The following is a 14441-nucleotide window of genomic DNA, read 5'->3' on the forward strand; positions in this document are numbered from 1 at the left end:
GGACGGCCGCGACGTGCATCCATGCGCAACACCTCTTCTGCTAGAAGGTGTTGCGACCACCCCTTGAACCCAGGGCCGCGAACCTGTCGCTTTTCGCACTCTCGCCGGGCCAACACGGGTCGCCGCGCCAGCGCCAGCTCACCAGCGGGCCCGGTGATCCTCCACGACGCCACGGCCCTGCACGTGGTGGAGCCCGCCATCGGGCGATCGGAACGTGCCTTCGAACCAACCAAAGGGCTGGACGAACTTACTGGCGATCACGCCAGCCTCAAGATGCTCGCGCCGCTGCCCCTCGGGGTTGAACACCAGATCAAGCTCGCCCCCGGCAGTACGCAACCGCCAGGGATCGAGCGGCGCCGAGCGATCGAGCTCGAAGGTGGCCTGGGGCAGTGGCACGATCTCGCCCCGCCACCATGCGGCGTTCTCGAGACCATTCATGAAATGCGCGACGAGGTTGATCGCGATGGGCGAGCCAGATCCGGTGGTGCCGTCGAGGCTTGCCCAGTTCCACAGCGTCTCGCGGGGCGGGTACCCGAGGGTGAAGTCGAGCGAGGCACGCCCGTCGAGCGGGATCACCGAGCCGCCCGTGCGCGCGCTTCCCGATGCGGGAAGCCCGGCGATCTTGTAGGTGTGGTGGAACGGTCGCCCGGGCGCGGAGCTGATCGCGGAGAGACCGACATGCCCGGCCGGGCCTCCGATGGCGGCCGACAGCTCGAGGTCCCGCCCGCGGTGATGGACCTGCCATGCGCCGCCCTCGTGGTGGATGCGCCAGGTATTGCGCCCTCGTGCCAGTCGCCATTCGGTGCGCCAGTCCGGTGCGAACGAGCTCGCGAAACCAGCGGGAACGAGGATCTTGTCCTCGGTGAGACGACCGGTGGTGCGGTCATGCACGTAGCAGAAGGCGGTCGCGGTATGGCCTGCGTCCACGATCGCGATACCAGCAGAGGCATGCTCGGCGAAGATGCCCACGTACATCCACGCCTTGCGCTGAGCTCGACGGCGCAGGGAGAACCCCTCGTCCCACTCGCCCGTGGAGATATCAGGGATGGCGCCCAGGTAGCGCCCGTCGAGCGCACCGGCGCGCTCCCCCGGCCGGGGCAACCTGGCAGGCGCGGGCGGAAGATGCATGGTCAGGCCAGCAGATCCTTGTACTCGGGGTTCTTCCCGATGTATCCGTCCACGAACGGGCAGGACGGGACGATCGAGAACCCGGCGGCGCGGCTATCGTCGAGCGCGTATCGCACGACCTTCCCCGCGACCCCCTTCCCACGATGGTCGGGGTCGGTGACCGTGCGGTTGAAGTCCCGGATGGAGCCGGTCTCGACGTAGTCGGCGTAGCCGGCCTCCGCGCCATCGATGATCAGTGAGTAGCGGCGGGCAGCTGCATCGTGCTTCATCGTTTCGGTCATGCTCTCCCCAACAAGCGCGCCACGCGGCTTTGTTCCCGGCGCTACCGCTGGCAGCGGGGGCACCAGTACAGCTTCCTGCCCCGCAGATCCTCCTGCTCGATCGGGGTGCCGCAGATGCGGCAGGGCTCCCCCGTGCGCCGGTAGACGTAGGTGCGTGGCCGACCGGGCTCGTAGGGCGCCGCGCCGTGGTCGTGCTCGGGCTCCACGGTGATCATGCGTCCCTCCCGCACACCGATCGGCATGAGCGTGACCAGGTCTTTCCAGAGCGCGTCCCAAAGATGGCGGCCGAGGTCGCGTCCTGCCAGGCGGGGCGCGATGCGCTGCCGGAACAACACTTCCGCCCGGTAGACGTTGCCCACTCCGGCGAGCACGGCCTGGTCCATCAGCAAGGCCCCGATGGGCGCGCGCGAGCGGGAGACGCGCTCCCACGCGAGGCCCGGGTCGGCATCGTGGCGCAAGGGGTCGGGGCCGAGCCGGTCGAGCAGTGCCGCGAGCTCGAGCGGCCCGATCAGCGCGCAGCGCGTCGGGCCCCGGAGATCAATGACATTGGTCCCGGTCGCGATCCGCATGCGGACCTGCCCCACCGGCGGCCCGGCTGGCGCGGGCCCCGTCGTGAACGCTCCGTAGAGGCCGAGGTGGATGTGCACGAGCGTCCCGCCCTCGTAGCGGTGCAGCAGGTGCTTGCCCCACGCCTCGGCCGCCTGGAATGCCTGGCCATCGATGATCCTGGCTCCGTCGGCGAAGCGCCCCTGGGGGCTGCTGGCCCGTACCTGCTCGCCGCCAAGCAACTGGGTGTGCTCCGCAGCGAGCCGGTGCAGGGTGTGCCCCTCAGGCAACGACTACTTCTTCGACCACTGGTCCCGCTTCGACGCGCAATATCACGCGCCAGGGACGGCAGGGGCCTCGCCGGACTTCTCGTACTCAGCGAGGATGTCGATGCGCCGCTGGTGGCGGTCCTCGTTCGACCACTCCGTGCCCAGGAACGACTCGACGATCGCGAACGCCTCCTCGGTGCTGTGCATGCGGCCGCCGAGGCCGATGAGCTGCGCGTTGTTGTGCTGGCGCGCAAGCTGGGCGGTCTCGACGCTCCAGGCGAGCGCGCAGCGCGCACCAGGCACCTTGTTGGCAGCGATCTGCTCGCCGTTGCCCGAGCCACCGAGGACGATACCGAGGCTGCCGGGGTCGGCGACGACCTTGCGGGCCGTGTCGATGCAGAACGCGGGATAGTCGTCGAGGGCGTCGTACTCGAAGGCACCGCAGTCGGTGACGTCGTGCCCGAGAGTTGTCAGATGGTCCTTGATGAGGTTCTTCAGCTCGAAGCCGGCATGGTCGGCACCTAGGTAAACGCGCATGGCATCGATTCTGCCAGCCCCGGCTCGGAAGCGAGGCATCGACCCGGAACGGCGGTGCTCGTTCGGGAGCTCGCCCGGCGGCGCGTGGTAGCGCACGCTCTGCGCCTCGCGGTGGCAAACACTATGCGGCTCGCGGCGGCAAACGTGGCGGTGCTCGCGGCGGCAAACGCACCAGACAACGTCAAACGCGATAGAAATCGCATGCCTTTCACAGCGGTTTCTATCGCGTTTGCGGCTCCGGCAGCGGGCTCCGGCAGCGGCGCCGGCAGCGGGCTCAGCCAAGGGCCCCGAGGTGCTGCTCGGACTCGATGAGCCCCTCGTCGCTGGGCCTGGCTCCCGCCCCGAACACGCGATCCTGCTGCCGCGCCCGGAGGTCCTGGTGGGCATCGGCGGGCAGCTCGTAGCCATACTTGGCCTGCGCCTCGCGCGGGGTCATCGTGATCGGATCGATCGCGGGAATGCCGAGCACCGCGGGCATGGCGATCTCGAGGGCGGCGGGAGCGATCAGCTTCATCAGCAGCATGGTGAGGTTGATCGAACGATGCATGGCCGCGTGGATCACCTTGTTGGGCGGGGTGATGAGCAGATCGATGAGCGGGCCCTGCTGGATGTCGAGCATCTTGCGCATGTACGGCGGGTAGGTGGCGATGATGCCGCGGCGCATCGCAAAAAGCATGGGCTTGAGCGCCTGGCGCTGCCATGCGGGCATATCGGGCGGGAGCGCCACATCGAGGCCGAGGATGAAGTCCACCATGTCCTGCGCCGCCTCGGACGCGGCGAGCCGGGGCCGCCAGTCCTCGAAGTAGGCGATGACATCCTCGCGCGTTCGCGGCACGGTCGCGGGATCGATCGTCTGGAGCTCGGCGGCGCGCGCGCATTCATCCCAGAACTGCGCCTCCTCGTCCGGAGAGAGCCGTCCGGGACCGAACTTCTCGTAGCAGTAGAGGATCGAGTGCCAGGCCGTCATGTGAATCCACAGCTGCGAGCTGGGCTTGTTGGCATCGTAGCTGCCGCCGGTGACGGGGTCGTTGCCGATGGCTTTCGAGTGGACCTTGACAAGCACGTCAGCCGCCTTGGCGGTGGGCTCGGTGGCGCCGAAGGCCACCATGGCGAAGTAGCGCATTGTTCGCCCGTAGCGGCTGTGGGGGCGGTACCTGACCCCACCCGCCTGCACGACCGCGGCCGCCAGGTTGGGGTCGAGGTGCTCGATGGTCACGGCGCGGGCGAAGCCGAGCACGTAGGAGGTGGGATGGCTCCACACCTTCCAGGTGACCGAGCCTGGCCCGAAGAAGCCGTTGTCAGCATGTGGCGCGAATTCCTCGCGGAGCGCAGCCCTGGTCTTGATCCCGAGCATCAGTGGACTCTCCTTAGATTACTACAGCACTGTAGATTGAGGAGACTTTACACTACTGCGCTAGCGTCAAGGAGTGACATCTGGAACCGATCCGGCCCCGCGCAAGCGTCGCCGCTACGCCCCGCGAATGCCCGTCGAGCAACGACGCGAGCAACTTCTCGATGCCGCGCTCCGTGTCGTGGTCCGCGACGGATACGACAACGTCTCCATCGAGGCGATCGCGAAGGAAGCCGGGGTTACCCGCCCGGTGGTCTACAGCGCCTACGACGGCCTCGAGCCACTGCTCCACGCTCTGCTCGACCGCACCCAGCGGCGGGCGCTGGCCGCCGCCCTGAAGCTGATCCCCACCGAGCCCCGGACTGGCGACGTGGACGAATGGTTCCTCGACGGCGTCGCGGGGCTCATTGACCTGGTGCGGGAGCAACCAGAGATCTGGAAGCCAGTCCTCGGCATCACCACCAACACGCCTGCGATGGTCCGCGACCGGATCGAGTCAACGCGTGAGCTGATCCGCGGCTATATCGCCGATGCCCTGCGCCTCGGCATCGAGCAGCGTGGCGGGCCGTGGCTCGACGTCGAAGTGCTCTCGCACCTTGTGCTCGTGACCTCGGAGCACTTCGGCAGGCTCATGCTCGAGGACCCGCCCCGCTACACCCGGGATCGCCTGGTCGATACCCTTCGTGGCCTGCTCGACGCGACACGGCCGCCCGCGTAGGAACCAGCAGCGCAAGAACTAGCAACGCAGAAGCCGACCGCCCGCTCCAGGTTGCTGCTAGTCGAACACCGGATCCTCGGCGCGCGTGCGCTTGAGCTCGAAGAAGTGCGGGTAAGACGCGAGCGCGACGGCACCATCCCAGATCTTGCCCGCCGTTTCCCCGCGCGGGATGCGGGAGAGCACGGGCCCGAAGAACGCGGTCCCATTGATGTGGATCGTTGGGGTGCCCACGTCATCACCAACCTTGTCCATGCCTGCATGGTGGCTCGCCCGCAGTGCCTCGTCATGCGCGTCGCTCTCGGCAGCCTCGGCGAGGCTCGCGGGCAGGCCGGTCTCGGCGAGCGCCTCGCGCACCACCTCCGTGAGGTCGCTCATGCCCTTGTTGTGGATGCGCTCCCCCATCGCGGTGTAGAGCGGGGCGAGCACCTCGGGGCCGTGCTGCTGCTCGGCAGCGACGAGCACCCGCACCGGCCCGAGCGTGCTGTCGAGCATGGCGCGATATCCGTCGGGAATGTCCTTGCCCTCATTGAGCACGTACAGGCTCATCACTTGGAACCGGACCTCGATATCGCGAACATCCTGGACCTCGAGGATCCAGCGGGAGGTGATCCAGCACCATGGGCAAGCGGGATCGAAATAGAAGTCAACGCGGTCAAGGGCATTGGGCATGAGGAATCCTCTCGGTCGATGACGGCGCGGCCAGTGCGCCCTGCCTCCATCAACGCACGCGCTTGCGGAACTCTTCCTTGATGTATTCCTGGAAGATCCTGGAGAAGCCCGCGTTTCCCGTGTTATTGGGATGCATGCTCAGCGAGGTCGAGGTGGTCACGTTGCCCTCGTACCACTTGAGCGGCTTGGGCTGGCAGGCATCGTGGCCCACGCTGCGCGAGGCCAGGTCGACGTAGGTTATGCCCGCGTGGTCGGCGGCGGCCTCGATGATGGCGTTCATCCGGTCCTGGTAGTCGGCGATGAACCGGGCATCGGCATCGCTGGCGGGCACCGACGGCCAGCAGCCCCGGTTGCCCACCGTGCCGCCGTGGCTCGCGAGAAAGATCAATGCCTTCGGCGCGCGCTCCTGGAGCGTGCCGAGCAGCCGATCGAGGCGGGGCCGCAGCGGTCGCAGTGACTCCATCGCGGCGATGCGGGTCTCGGGATCGTTGCGGCACTCACGGTCCCCGCCCTCGTCCTTGGTGAAGCACCGGCGAGCGATGTCATACCACCGCACATCGTTTCCGCCGATGCTGATCGTGATCAGCGTTGTCTCTGGGTTGACCGCGTCGAGCTGCAGCGGTTTCGCCCCGCTGCGGGTCTCCTGCGGGGTATCGAGGATGTCCTCGACGGTCGCTCCGCTGCACGCGGCGAACGTGAAGAATTCCGGCCGCAACCACTCGGCGAGCAACCGGGGATAGGACTCCGCCGTGCGGCCGCAGCTGTCATTGAGGAACCGCAGGGTCGAGGGACCGGCCGCGCGGGAATCTCCGAGTGCCACGTAGTGCTCGCTCGTGCGGGGGGCGCTCGCGCCCGGCACAGCGACCAGCGCCAGCCCCAGGACCAGGACCAGGCCGATCGCGGAGATCACGCGGCGGATCGCGCGCGGGGGCCGTGCTGGCGGCATCGGGGTGGGTCTCCTCGGTTCTCGCGGCAAGGTCGACGCGACCATCTCGACGGTCCAACGTACACACCAAGGCCGCCGGGCGCATGGGCCATGCGACCTGCCCCGGGCGATCCTGGAGAGCCAAAAGAAAATCCGGCCCGGTCACGCTTGATTGTCGTGACCAGGCCGGGTCTTCCCGCGCCCCCACAAATACAGCTGCGGGCCCGCCAAGTGGGCTGGGCGGCTAGCGCCAGACCATCACCCGACGCATCGCCGATGTTGACTGCACATAGAGTTGCAGGCACCCCTCGCGGTGGCGATCGCATCGCTGCATGGACATATCATCGCACGTCGGATGCATCCGCGGGCTAGGCCTCAAGAATCTGTGAGTGGATTCACCGTACGCCGCACACCAGGATTTTCCTGTGAGCGGAAATCACTGCCACGCTTGGTGTCCACGGTGACGCGGGGCGCCGGACGGCGCATGATGGGGGTGCTGGATCGGCATGCCCCGTGCCGGCCATGCCTGATGATCATCCGAACACCACGGCAGAAAGGCACCCCTCGTGGCAGCTCCAAACCTGACCCGGGACCAGGCGCGGGAACGCGCTGGCATCCTCTCGGTCGAAAGCTACACCGTGCAGATCGACGTCACCGATGGCCAGGGCCAGCCGGGCGCGGATACGTTCCGCTCGCGCACGGTCGTTCGCTTCGCCGCCACGCCGGGAGCCTCGACCTTCATCGACCTGATCGCGACGACGCTCCGCGAGGCCACGCTCAACGGCGCGGAGGTCGATACGTCCGGCTATTCCCATGAGGAGGGGCTGCGGCTCGAGGGGCTGGCCGCCTCGAACGAGCTCGTCATCGACGCCGATCTTGCCTACTCGCACACCGGCGCGGGCCTGCACCGCTTCGTCGACCCCGCCGACGGCGAGGTCTATCTCTACTCGCAGTTCCAGACCGCCGATGCCAAGCGCATGTTCGCCTGCTTCGACCAGCCCGACCTCAAGGCCGTGTTCGATTTCTCCGTGACCGCCCCCGAGCACTGGGAGGTCATCACCAACGGTGCCGAGACCAGCCGGGATGGGCTCGTGCGCGCCTTCGCGACCACCCCACGGATGAGCACCTACCTCGCGGCCCTCGTGGCGGGCCCCTATGCGAAGTGGACCGACACCTACACCGACGACCACGGCGAGATCCCCCTGGGCATCTACTGCCGCGCCTCGCTGGCCGAGCACATGGATGCGGACCGGTTGTTCACCGAGACCAAGCAGGGCTTCGGGTTCTACCACCGCAACTTCGAGATCCCGTATGCCTTCGGCAAGTACGATCAGCTCTTCGTTCCCGAGTTCAACGCGGGCGCGATGGAGAACGCGGGCGCGGTCACCTACCTGGAGGACTACGTCTTCCGCAGCCGCGTCACCCACGACCTGTACGAGCGGCGCGCGGAGACAGTGCTGCACGAGATGGCGCACATGTGGTTCGGCGATCTCGTCACCATGCTCTGGTGGGATGACCTGTGGCTCAACGAATCGTTCGCGACGTTCGCATCCGTGCTGTGCCAGGCCGAGGCCACCGAGTACACCAACGCCTGGACCTCCTTCGCGAACGTGGAGAAGGCGTGGGCCTACCGGCAGGACCAGCTGCCCTCCACCCACCCCATCGCCGCGGACATGCCTGACCTCGAGGCGGTGGAGGTCAACTTCGATGGCATCACCTACGCCAAGGGCGCCAGCGTGCTCAAGCAGCTCGTCGCGTACGTGGGGCTCGAGGACTTCCTCGCGGGCCTGCGCGCCTACTTCCGCGAGCACGCCTACGGCAACGCGACCTTCGATGACCTGCTGCGCGCCCTCGAGGCGTCCTCGGGCCGCGACCTCTCGGACTGGGGCGACCAGTGGCTGCGCACTACCGGGCTGAACACCTTGGCGCCCGAGTTCACCGTGGACGAGGACGGCAACTACGCATCGTTCACCGTGGTGCAGGGCGGCGCGGAGCCCGGCGCGGGCGAGCGGCGCACCCATCGGATCGCGGTCGGCGTGTACAGCGATGATGAATCCGGACGCCTCGTGCGACAGCGTCGCATCGAGCTCGACATCGCTGGCGAGCGCACCGAGGTGCCTGATCTCGTCGGCACTCCGCGCGGCGCGCTCGTGCTCGTCAATGATGACGACCTCACCTACTGCTCGCTGCGCCTCGACGAGGACTCCCTGCGCACCGCCGTCGACCGCATCGGCGACATCGCCGAATCGCTCCCCCGCACCCTCGTCTGGTCGGCGGCGTGGGAGATGACACGCAATGCGCAGATGCGGGCCCGGGACTTCGCGGCACTCGTGCAGCGCGGGATCGGCACCGAGAGCGAGGTCGGCGTGGTGCAGCGCCTGCTGCTCCAGGCCACCACCGCGATCGGCTCCTACGCGGACCCGGCCTGGGCCAACGAGACCGGCTGGCCCGGCTTCGCTGACCTGCTGCTCGAGCAGGCCCGCGCCGCCGAGGCAGGCTCCGATCACCAGCTCGCGTTCGTCAACGCCTTGTGCGCCGCCCGCCTCGAGGACCGCCACGCCGACGTGCTCGGGACCGTGCTCGCCGACAGCCCCGATGCCGCCGAGCTCCCTGGCCTCGCTGTCGATACGGATCTGCGCTGGCGCCTCATCCAGGCCCTCGCCGCGGCCGGACGCATCGACGGTGACTCTGCCGAGACTCCACGCATCGATGAGGAAGCGGCGCGCGACAACACCGCTACCGGGGCCCGGCAGGCCGCGAAGGCCGCTGTCATGCGTCCGCGCGCCGACGCGAAGAGCCAGGCGTGGGAGAGCGTCATGAATGACAGCGCCCTCTCGCACACGCTCGCGCGATCGATGATCGCCGGCTTCGCCCGGCCGGGACAGGCCACGTTGCTCGAAGGCTACGCGGATCGGTATTTCGAGGCGATCCCCAGCATCTGGCGGGATCGCGAGAGCGAGGTCGCGCAGACCATCGTGACTGGCCTCTACCCGACCTGGGACATCAGCGAGGCCGGTTTGCAGCGCGCCGATGAATTCCTTGCCGAGGATCGCTCCCCCGCGCTGCGCCGCCTCGTCAGCGAGGGCAGGTCCGGGATCGAGCGGTCCCTGCGGGCCCAGGCGTTCGACTCCTCCACCGGGCAATAGTCCACGCATGAAACAGGGCCGCCCCCCGCAATGCGGGGGGCGGCCCACGTGGGTGTCCAGCTTCAAGCTGGATCGAGCATCACGGAAGGATCAGAAACGCACGGGGGTCGTCGCGGCAGACATGACCTTGACAGCTGCCACGAGTCCGTCGAGGAGGTCGCCCTCCCGCAGCAACGGCAGCGCAGCGGTGATGCCGAGCTGGCAGATGCGGTCCGTCACGCGGTGAGCCACTGCGGAACCGGACACGATCTCGATCTTCCGCTCGCCCGGTGCGACGGCGATCAACGTGGAATGCGCGGCATCGTCGAGGCTGTCGAGCAGCTCGAACGCCGTATCGTTCGACTCGGCCCCGAGCTCGCCGAGATAGATGGTGAACTTGATGCCCGTGTCACGGGTCGCGCGGATCAGCGCCTCGTCGAGACGGATGCGGTGGTCCCTCTCGAACGGAATCTTGTCCACTGGCTCGTCGAGGAAGCGGACGGCCGAGACGCGGCCGCTGACTGTTTGCACCGAACCCATGGGCAGGTCCTCGAGGGGTAGCGCGGAAGGGACGACGATCTCACCATGTTGCACTTGCGGATCCTCCAATCGGCTGCGCATCGGACGTGTCGCCATGGCCACCGTGGCTGTGTCCATGCTCATCGACGGCGCTCCACCACACCGGGCCATATGGCCACGGATCGCCCAGCCGGTACGGCTCGGGACGGAGCTGGGGCTTCTTCAACATCGTGGCAAGCCCGATAACGGCAATCACCGCCGCCGGAATGACCACGAACACGAGGACTGTCTCCATGATGCTCACACCTAAAAGGTAATCGAAGGACTACCGGCCGCGCGCGCCGGGTCGGCAAAATACCCGAGCAACGCCGAGCGAGCCACCGCTGGCCTACTAGGCCGAGGCCAGCGCCGGCACATAGTCCGACCACACCGGGTCATGCGTACGGATCTTCGACACCAGGTGCCAATGGCGTCCGGCGGGAGCGCGCAGCGGCGCCGCCAAGGTCCAGCCGATCTCGCTGAGCAGCTTATCGGCCTTGCGATGGTTGCATCGCGTGCAGCACGCCACGCAGTTCTCCCACGTATGGGTGCCGCCCCGGCTGCGCGGGATCACGTGGTCGATCGTGTCCGCGCGGCCCCCGCAGTAGCCGCACCTGTTCCGGTCGCGCTGCATGAGCGTCGCCCGCGTCAGCGGCACGCGCGCGATGTACGGCACCCGCACATAGGTGGTGAGACGGATCACCGACGGAACGGGGATGGTCCCGCTCGCGGCATGGATGAGGATCCCTGACGCATCGGGATGCAGGATCTCCGCGCGGCCACGGAGGACGAGGATGATGGCGCGGCGCGCCGCCACGGTGGTCAACGGCTCGAAGCTGGCATTGAGGAGCAGGACTCGTCGATTGATCCAGCTCGGACGTGGCGTGGACGACGAGGTCGAGCGTGCCCGCGGTGATTCGTCGGCATGGTCACCGCCAGGCATGCGTTGTCGGTGGTGGGCTTCCATCGCGTGACGTCTGGACATCCGGCCTCCCATGAGCGCTGCTTACCAGTGAACCGAAAAAGTCGGTCTCGCGCACGGCGAATAGCACAAGCAGCCAGGTAATAGCCGGTGAACAGCGGCTCGCGCGCTCCCCTGGCGCATCGCGGGTGGGAAGCGCGCCACCTGATCCGTACGATGGGCGCCGTGCTCGCGAACGTCACGGAAGCTTTCGAATGGACCGACACCAACCGCGAATGGCTGATCCAGAAACCCCTGGAGCTGCTCGCGTACATCGTGGTGGCGCTGCTGCTGCGGTGGGCGGCGCACCGCTTCATCGACCGCGTCACCACCCGCAAGCGCAGGACCCCACTGGGCAACGGGCGCCGCAACGCTGACGCCGCACGGCGCGACGAGCGCCGCGACCAGCGGCGCAAGACCCTCGCCTCGGTGTTCAAGTCAACCGTGTCGCTGCTCCTGCTCACCTGGGTAGCGCTGACAGTGCTCAGCATCATCGGCCTCAACGTTGCCCCGTTCATCGCCTCCGCGGGCATCGTCGGCATTGCCATCGGCTGGGGCGCCCAGAGCCTCGTCCGTGATTTCCTGTCCGGCATCTTCATGCTGCTCGAGGACCAGTACGGGGTCGGGGATGTCGTCGATCTCGGCGATGCCATCGGAACCGTCGAGACCGTCGGGCTGCGTGTCACCACCGTCCGGGGCATCGACGGCACCCTCTGGTACGTGCGCAATGGCGAGGTGCTGCGCGTCGGCAACTTCAGCCAGGGCTACGCCGTAGCGGTCATCGACGTAGCGCTCGCCCGCCCGGTCAATGTCACCGAGGCAGCACGCATTGTCGAGGAGACCGCGGCCGCCGCCGTTCTCGACGATCCCATCCGCGACCACATGCTCGAGGCCCCCGCGATGCTCGGCGTGGACCAGACCACCGCCTATACCGTGACGCTGCGCCTTACCGCGCGCGTCCGGGCCGGCAGCCAATGGGCGGTGCAGCGGCACATCAACAGCAAGGTGCTGACCGCGCTCGAGGCAGCCGACATCACCATCCACGCGGAGAAGGCCCACCAGTGATCGCGCGAGCACGCCCCCGCAAGGCATGATGGAGGGCAATGGCCATGAACGAAACCCCTTACCGGACCTTCTACGAGGAAGTCGGCGGCGCGGAGACATTCCGCAAGCTCGTCGGACGCTTCTACGAGGAGGTCGCACGCGACGAGATCCTGCGCCCCATGTACCCGGAGGAGGACCTGGGCCCCGCCGAGCGCAGGTTCCGCATGTTCCTGGAGCAGTACTGGGGCGGGCCGCGCGACTATTCCGACGAGCGCGGGCATCCCCGGCTGCGGATGCGGCACATGCCCTTTGTGATCGGGCCCGTGCAGCGCGACGCCTGGCTGCGCTGCATGCACATCGCGATCGCTTCCATCGATTCCGAGACGCTCGACGAGCTCCACCGCCGCGAGCTCACCCAGTACATGGAGATGGCCGCGCACTCGATGGTGAACAGCGCGTTCTAGCTAGCTGATAGCGCTGCCGGCAGCTGGCGTTCCCGGCGTGGCAGCGCGGTCTTGCTCGGCGGAATCGCTCCCCTCGCGCGACGCGGCTGGCACGATGGAATGATGACGGCCAACGCGCGCTCGTGGTGGCAGGACGCGGTGATCTACCAGATCTACCCGCGATCATTCGCCGACAGCGATGACGACGGCGTCGGCGATCTCGGTGGCGTGCGATCCCGGATCGGCTACCTCAAGGCCCTGGGAATCGACGCGGTGTGGCTCTGCCCGGTGATGCGTTCCCCGATGATCGATCACGGCTACGACGTATCCGACCCCCGCGACATCGATCCCCTGTTCGGCGACCTCGCCGACATGGACGCCCTGCTCGAGGAAGCCCATGCGCACGGCCTGCGCGTACTGATGGACCTCGTGCCGAACCACACGAGCAGCCAGCACCCCTGGTTCCAGGAAGCTTTGCGCTCCGGCCCGGGCAGCGTAGCGCGGGCGCGGTACCTGTTCCGGCGCGGCAAGGGCGCCGACGGGGCTGAACCGCCAAACAACTGGGCGAGCATCTTCGGTGGACCGGCATGGACACGGATCACCGATCCCGATGGAAGCCTCGGCGAGTGGTACCTGCACCTGTTCGCTCCGGAGCAGCCCGACCTCGACTGGACCAACCCCGAAGTCCTCGATGACCTCGCGACGACCATGCGGTTCTGGCTGGATCGCGGCGTGGATGGCTTTCGCATCGATGTGGCGCATGGCATGGCCAAGCCCGAGGGGCTCCCCGACGGCGATCCGGCGACGATGCGACCGCTCTACAACGGCGATGGCGATGCGCGCTTCGATCACGACAGCGTCCACGAGCTCCACCGCCGCCTGCGCGCAGTGGTCGACGAGTACAAGGACCGGGTGCTCATCGGCGAGATCTGGGTGCGCGATCCCCGACGGTTCGCGCGCTACGTCTCCGACGGCGAGCTGCACCTCGGGTTCAACTTCCAGCTGCTCGAGGCCAAGTACGAGCCCGACGAGTTCCGCACGGCGATCGACAGGTCCCTCGACGCGGTCCAGGGAACCCCGGCACCGCCAACCTGGACGCTCTCCAACCATGATGTGCCGCGCGAGGTCACCCGCTACAGTCCCGATGATATCGACCGCGGCACCATGCGCGCGGCCGCCACCATGCTGCTCGAGCTCACGCTGCCGGGCGTGGTGTTCCTGTACAACGGCGCGGAGCTCGGACTGCCCAATGTCGATGACCTGCCCGAGGACGTCCTCCAGGACCCCGTATGGGAACGGTCCGGGCATAGCGACCGCGGACGCGATGGAGCCCGGATCCCCATGCCCTGGTGGGGCACCGAGCCGCCGTACGGATTCAGCGGATCCAGCACGACCTGGCTGCCGATGCCCGCGGACTGGACGGGCCTATCGGTCAAGGCGCAGAGCGCGGACCCCGGCTCGTTCCTCACCCGGGCCCGGCACGCGATTCGCATGCGCCACGAGCTGCTGCGCGATGAAAGCCCCCACATCGAGTGGGTCCCGGGGCCCGGCGCCACGGTGGTGCTGCGACGGGGCCGTGTGCTGTGCATGATGAACATGGGCATGGAGCCGGTCGCGGCACCGGAAGGCCGGCTCGTGGCGGCGAGCGGACCCCTCGAGGACGGCACCGTGCCACCGGACACGACGGTGTGGGTCGTGCCCTAGCCGCGGGTGTGCGGCCGCGGGTGGGCGGTCCGGCTTTCGCGGGCGGGTGCTCCGGTCGCTGCTGTGCGGGTTTCTAAGCCGCCAATGTGCGAATTGCGACAGGTGCCGTGCGGCGGATTCAGGGAGCCATCGCAACACCCCTGGCTGAAGGGGCATGCTGATGGCGAGGAAGATTCCGTGGG

Annotated in this window: 15 protein-coding genes; 5 read left to right on the top strand and 10 right to left on the bottom strand. The window is 67.8% G+C overall.

All coding sequences use genetic code 11. The annotated features are described in order from the left end of the window. Positions 1-138: 138 nt before the first annotated feature. From QC765_RS16240 to QC765_RS16260, 5 genes are all read right to left on the bottom strand, one after another. Positions 139-1128, bottom strand: coding sequence for a DUF2804 domain-containing protein (locus QC765_RS16240; protein WP_278315479.1), 990 nt, complete (start codon positions 1126-1128; stop codon positions 139-141). Positions 1129-1130: 2 nt separating this feature from the next. Next, positions 1131-1409, bottom strand: a complete 279-nt coding sequence (locus QC765_RS16245) for a GNAT family N-acetyltransferase (protein WP_278315480.1) — start codon at positions 1407-1409, stop codon at positions 1131-1133. 41 nt (positions 1410-1450) lie between these two features. Beyond that, on the bottom strand, positions 1451-2245 hold the full coding sequence (locus QC765_RS16250; protein WP_278315481.1) for an Fpg/Nei family DNA glycosylase: 795 nt from the start codon (positions 2243-2245) through the stop codon (positions 1451-1453). 42 nt (positions 2246-2287) lie between these two features. After that, entirely contained in the window at positions 2288-2761 is a 474-nt protein-coding gene (locus QC765_RS16255; RefSeq protein ID WP_278315482.1) for a ribose-5-phosphate isomerase, read from the bottom strand. A 274-nt stretch (positions 2762-3035) separates the two neighbouring features. Further along, positions 3036-4115: an oxygenase MpaB family protein gene (locus QC765_RS16260; RefSeq protein WP_278315483.1), complete on the bottom strand. Its 1080-nt coding sequence runs from the start codon at positions 4113-4115 to the stop codon at positions 3036-3038. A gap of 73 nt (positions 4116-4188) precedes the next feature. Between QC765_RS16260 and QC765_RS16265 the strand changes: the two genes are divergently transcribed. Continuing rightward, the gene (locus QC765_RS16265; RefSeq protein WP_278315484.1) at positions 4189-4830 is read left to right on the top strand and encodes a TetR/AcrR family transcriptional regulator; all 642 of its coding nucleotides are present in this window, start codon (positions 4189-4191) and stop codon (positions 4828-4830) included. Positions 4831-4887: 57 nt separating this feature from the next. Here QC765_RS16265 and QC765_RS16270 read toward each other — a convergent pair whose 3' ends face one another. Next, positions 4888-5499 carry a mycothiol-dependent nitroreductase Rv2466c family protein gene (locus tag QC765_RS16270; protein ID WP_278315485.1) on the bottom strand — a complete coding sequence of 204 codons (612 nt, stop codon included), beginning with the start codon at positions 5497-5499 and terminating at the stop codon, positions 4888-4890. A gap of 49 nt (positions 5500-5548) precedes the next feature. Continuing rightward, the gene (locus QC765_RS16275; RefSeq protein WP_278315486.1) at positions 5549-6445 is read right to left on the bottom strand and encodes an SGNH/GDSL hydrolase family protein; all 897 of its coding nucleotides are present in this window, start codon (positions 6443-6445) and stop codon (positions 5549-5551) included. 545 nt (positions 6446-6990) lie between these two features. Here QC765_RS16275 and pepN point away from each other — a divergent pair. After that, entirely contained in the window at positions 6991-9570 is a 2580-nt protein-coding gene (pepN, locus tag QC765_RS16280; RefSeq protein WP_278315487.1) for an aminopeptidase N, read from the top strand. 90 nt (positions 9571-9660) lie between these two features. Here the strand turns inward: pepN and QC765_RS16285 are convergent, their stop codons facing one another. From QC765_RS16285 to QC765_RS16295, 3 genes are all read right to left on the bottom strand, one after another. Then, positions 9661-10143, bottom strand: a complete 483-nt coding sequence (locus QC765_RS16285; protein ID WP_278315488.1) for a DUF5130 family protein — start codon at positions 10141-10143, stop codon at positions 9661-9663. Next, positions 10130-10363: an aa3-type cytochrome oxidase subunit CtaJ gene (gene ctaJ / locus QC765_RS16290; RefSeq protein WP_278315492.1), complete on the bottom strand. Its 234-nt coding sequence runs from the start codon at positions 10361-10363 to the stop codon at positions 10130-10132. The genes QC765_RS16285 and ctaJ overlap by 14 nt, the downstream gene beginning before the upstream one ends. A 96-nt stretch (positions 10364-10459) precedes the next feature. Further along, a complete protein-coding gene (locus tag QC765_RS16295; protein ID WP_278315489.1) occupies positions 10460-11092 on the bottom strand; it encodes an HNH endonuclease in 633 nt (210 codons plus the stop codon). A 153-nt stretch (positions 11093-11245) separates the two neighbouring features. Here QC765_RS16295 and QC765_RS16300 point away from each other — a divergent pair, with 153 nt between their 5' ends. From QC765_RS16300 to QC765_RS16310, 3 genes are all read left to right on the top strand, one after another. Further along, positions 11246-12133: a mechanosensitive ion channel family protein gene (locus QC765_RS16300; RefSeq protein WP_278315493.1), complete on the top strand. Its 888-nt coding sequence runs from the start codon at positions 11246-11248 to the stop codon at positions 12131-12133. 44 nt (positions 12134-12177) lie between these two features. Further along, positions 12178-12576 (top strand): globin, encoded by a 399-nt coding sequence (locus QC765_RS16305; protein WP_278315490.1) that lies wholly within the window; start codon positions 12178-12180, stop codon positions 12574-12576. A 102-nt stretch (positions 12577-12678) separates the two neighbouring features. Continuing rightward, positions 12679-14259, top strand: coding sequence for a glycoside hydrolase family 13 protein (locus QC765_RS16310; protein WP_278315491.1), 1581 nt, complete (start codon positions 12679-12681; stop codon positions 14257-14259). The last annotated feature ends 182 nt before the right edge of the window (positions 14260-14441 follow it).

The organism is Hoyosella levis (assembly GCF_026008515.1).
Taxonomy (GTDB): Bacteria; Actinomycetota; Actinomycetes; order Mycobacteriales; family Mycobacteriaceae; genus Lolliginicoccus; species Lolliginicoccus levis.

What these genes read in the sequence shown, in the direction of transcription:
- QC765_RS16240 (WP_278315479.1), bottom strand. Translation starts at nt 1,128, where the DNA reads ATGCATCTTCCGCCCGCGCCTGCCAGGTTGCCCCGGCCGGGGGAGCGC.
- QC765_RS16245 (WP_278315480.1), bottom strand. Translation starts at nt 1,409, where the DNA reads ATGACCGAAACGATGAAGCACGATGCAGCTGCCCGCCGCTACTCACTG.
- QC765_RS16255 (WP_278315482.1), bottom strand. Translation starts at nt 2,761, where the DNA reads ATGCGCGTTTACCTAGGTGCCGACCATGCCGGCTTCGAGCTGAAGAAC.
- QC765_RS16260 (WP_278315483.1), bottom strand. Translation starts at nt 4,115, where the DNA reads ATGCTCGGGATCAAGACCAGGGCTGCGCTCCGCGAGGAATTCGCGCCA.
- QC765_RS16270 (WP_278315485.1), bottom strand. Translation starts at nt 5,499, where the DNA reads ATGCCCAATGCCCTTGACCGCGTTGACTTCTATTTCGATCCCGCTTGC.
- QC765_RS16275 (WP_278315486.1), bottom strand. Translation starts at nt 6,445, where the DNA reads ATGCCGCCAGCACGGCCCCCGCGCGCGATCCGCCGCGTGATCTCCGCG.
- ctaJ (WP_278315492.1), bottom strand. Translation starts at nt 10,363, where the DNA reads ATGGAGACAGTCCTCGTGTTCGTGGTCATTCCGGCGGCGGTGATTGCC.
- QC765_RS16295 (WP_278315489.1), bottom strand. Translation starts at nt 11,092, where the DNA reads ATGTCCAGACGTCACGCGATGGAAGCCCACCACCGACAACGCATGCCT.
- QC765_RS16300 (WP_278315493.1), top strand. Translation starts at nt 11,246, where the DNA reads ATGGGCGCCGTGCTCGCGAACGTCACGGAAGCTTTCGAATGGACCGAC.
- QC765_RS16305 (WP_278315490.1), top strand. Translation starts at nt 12,178, where the DNA reads ATGAACGAAACCCCTTACCGGACCTTCTACGAGGAAGTCGGCGGCGCG.
- QC765_RS16310 (WP_278315491.1), top strand. Translation starts at nt 12,679, where the DNA reads ATGACGGCCAACGCGCGCTCGTGGTGGCAGGACGCGGTGATCTACCAG.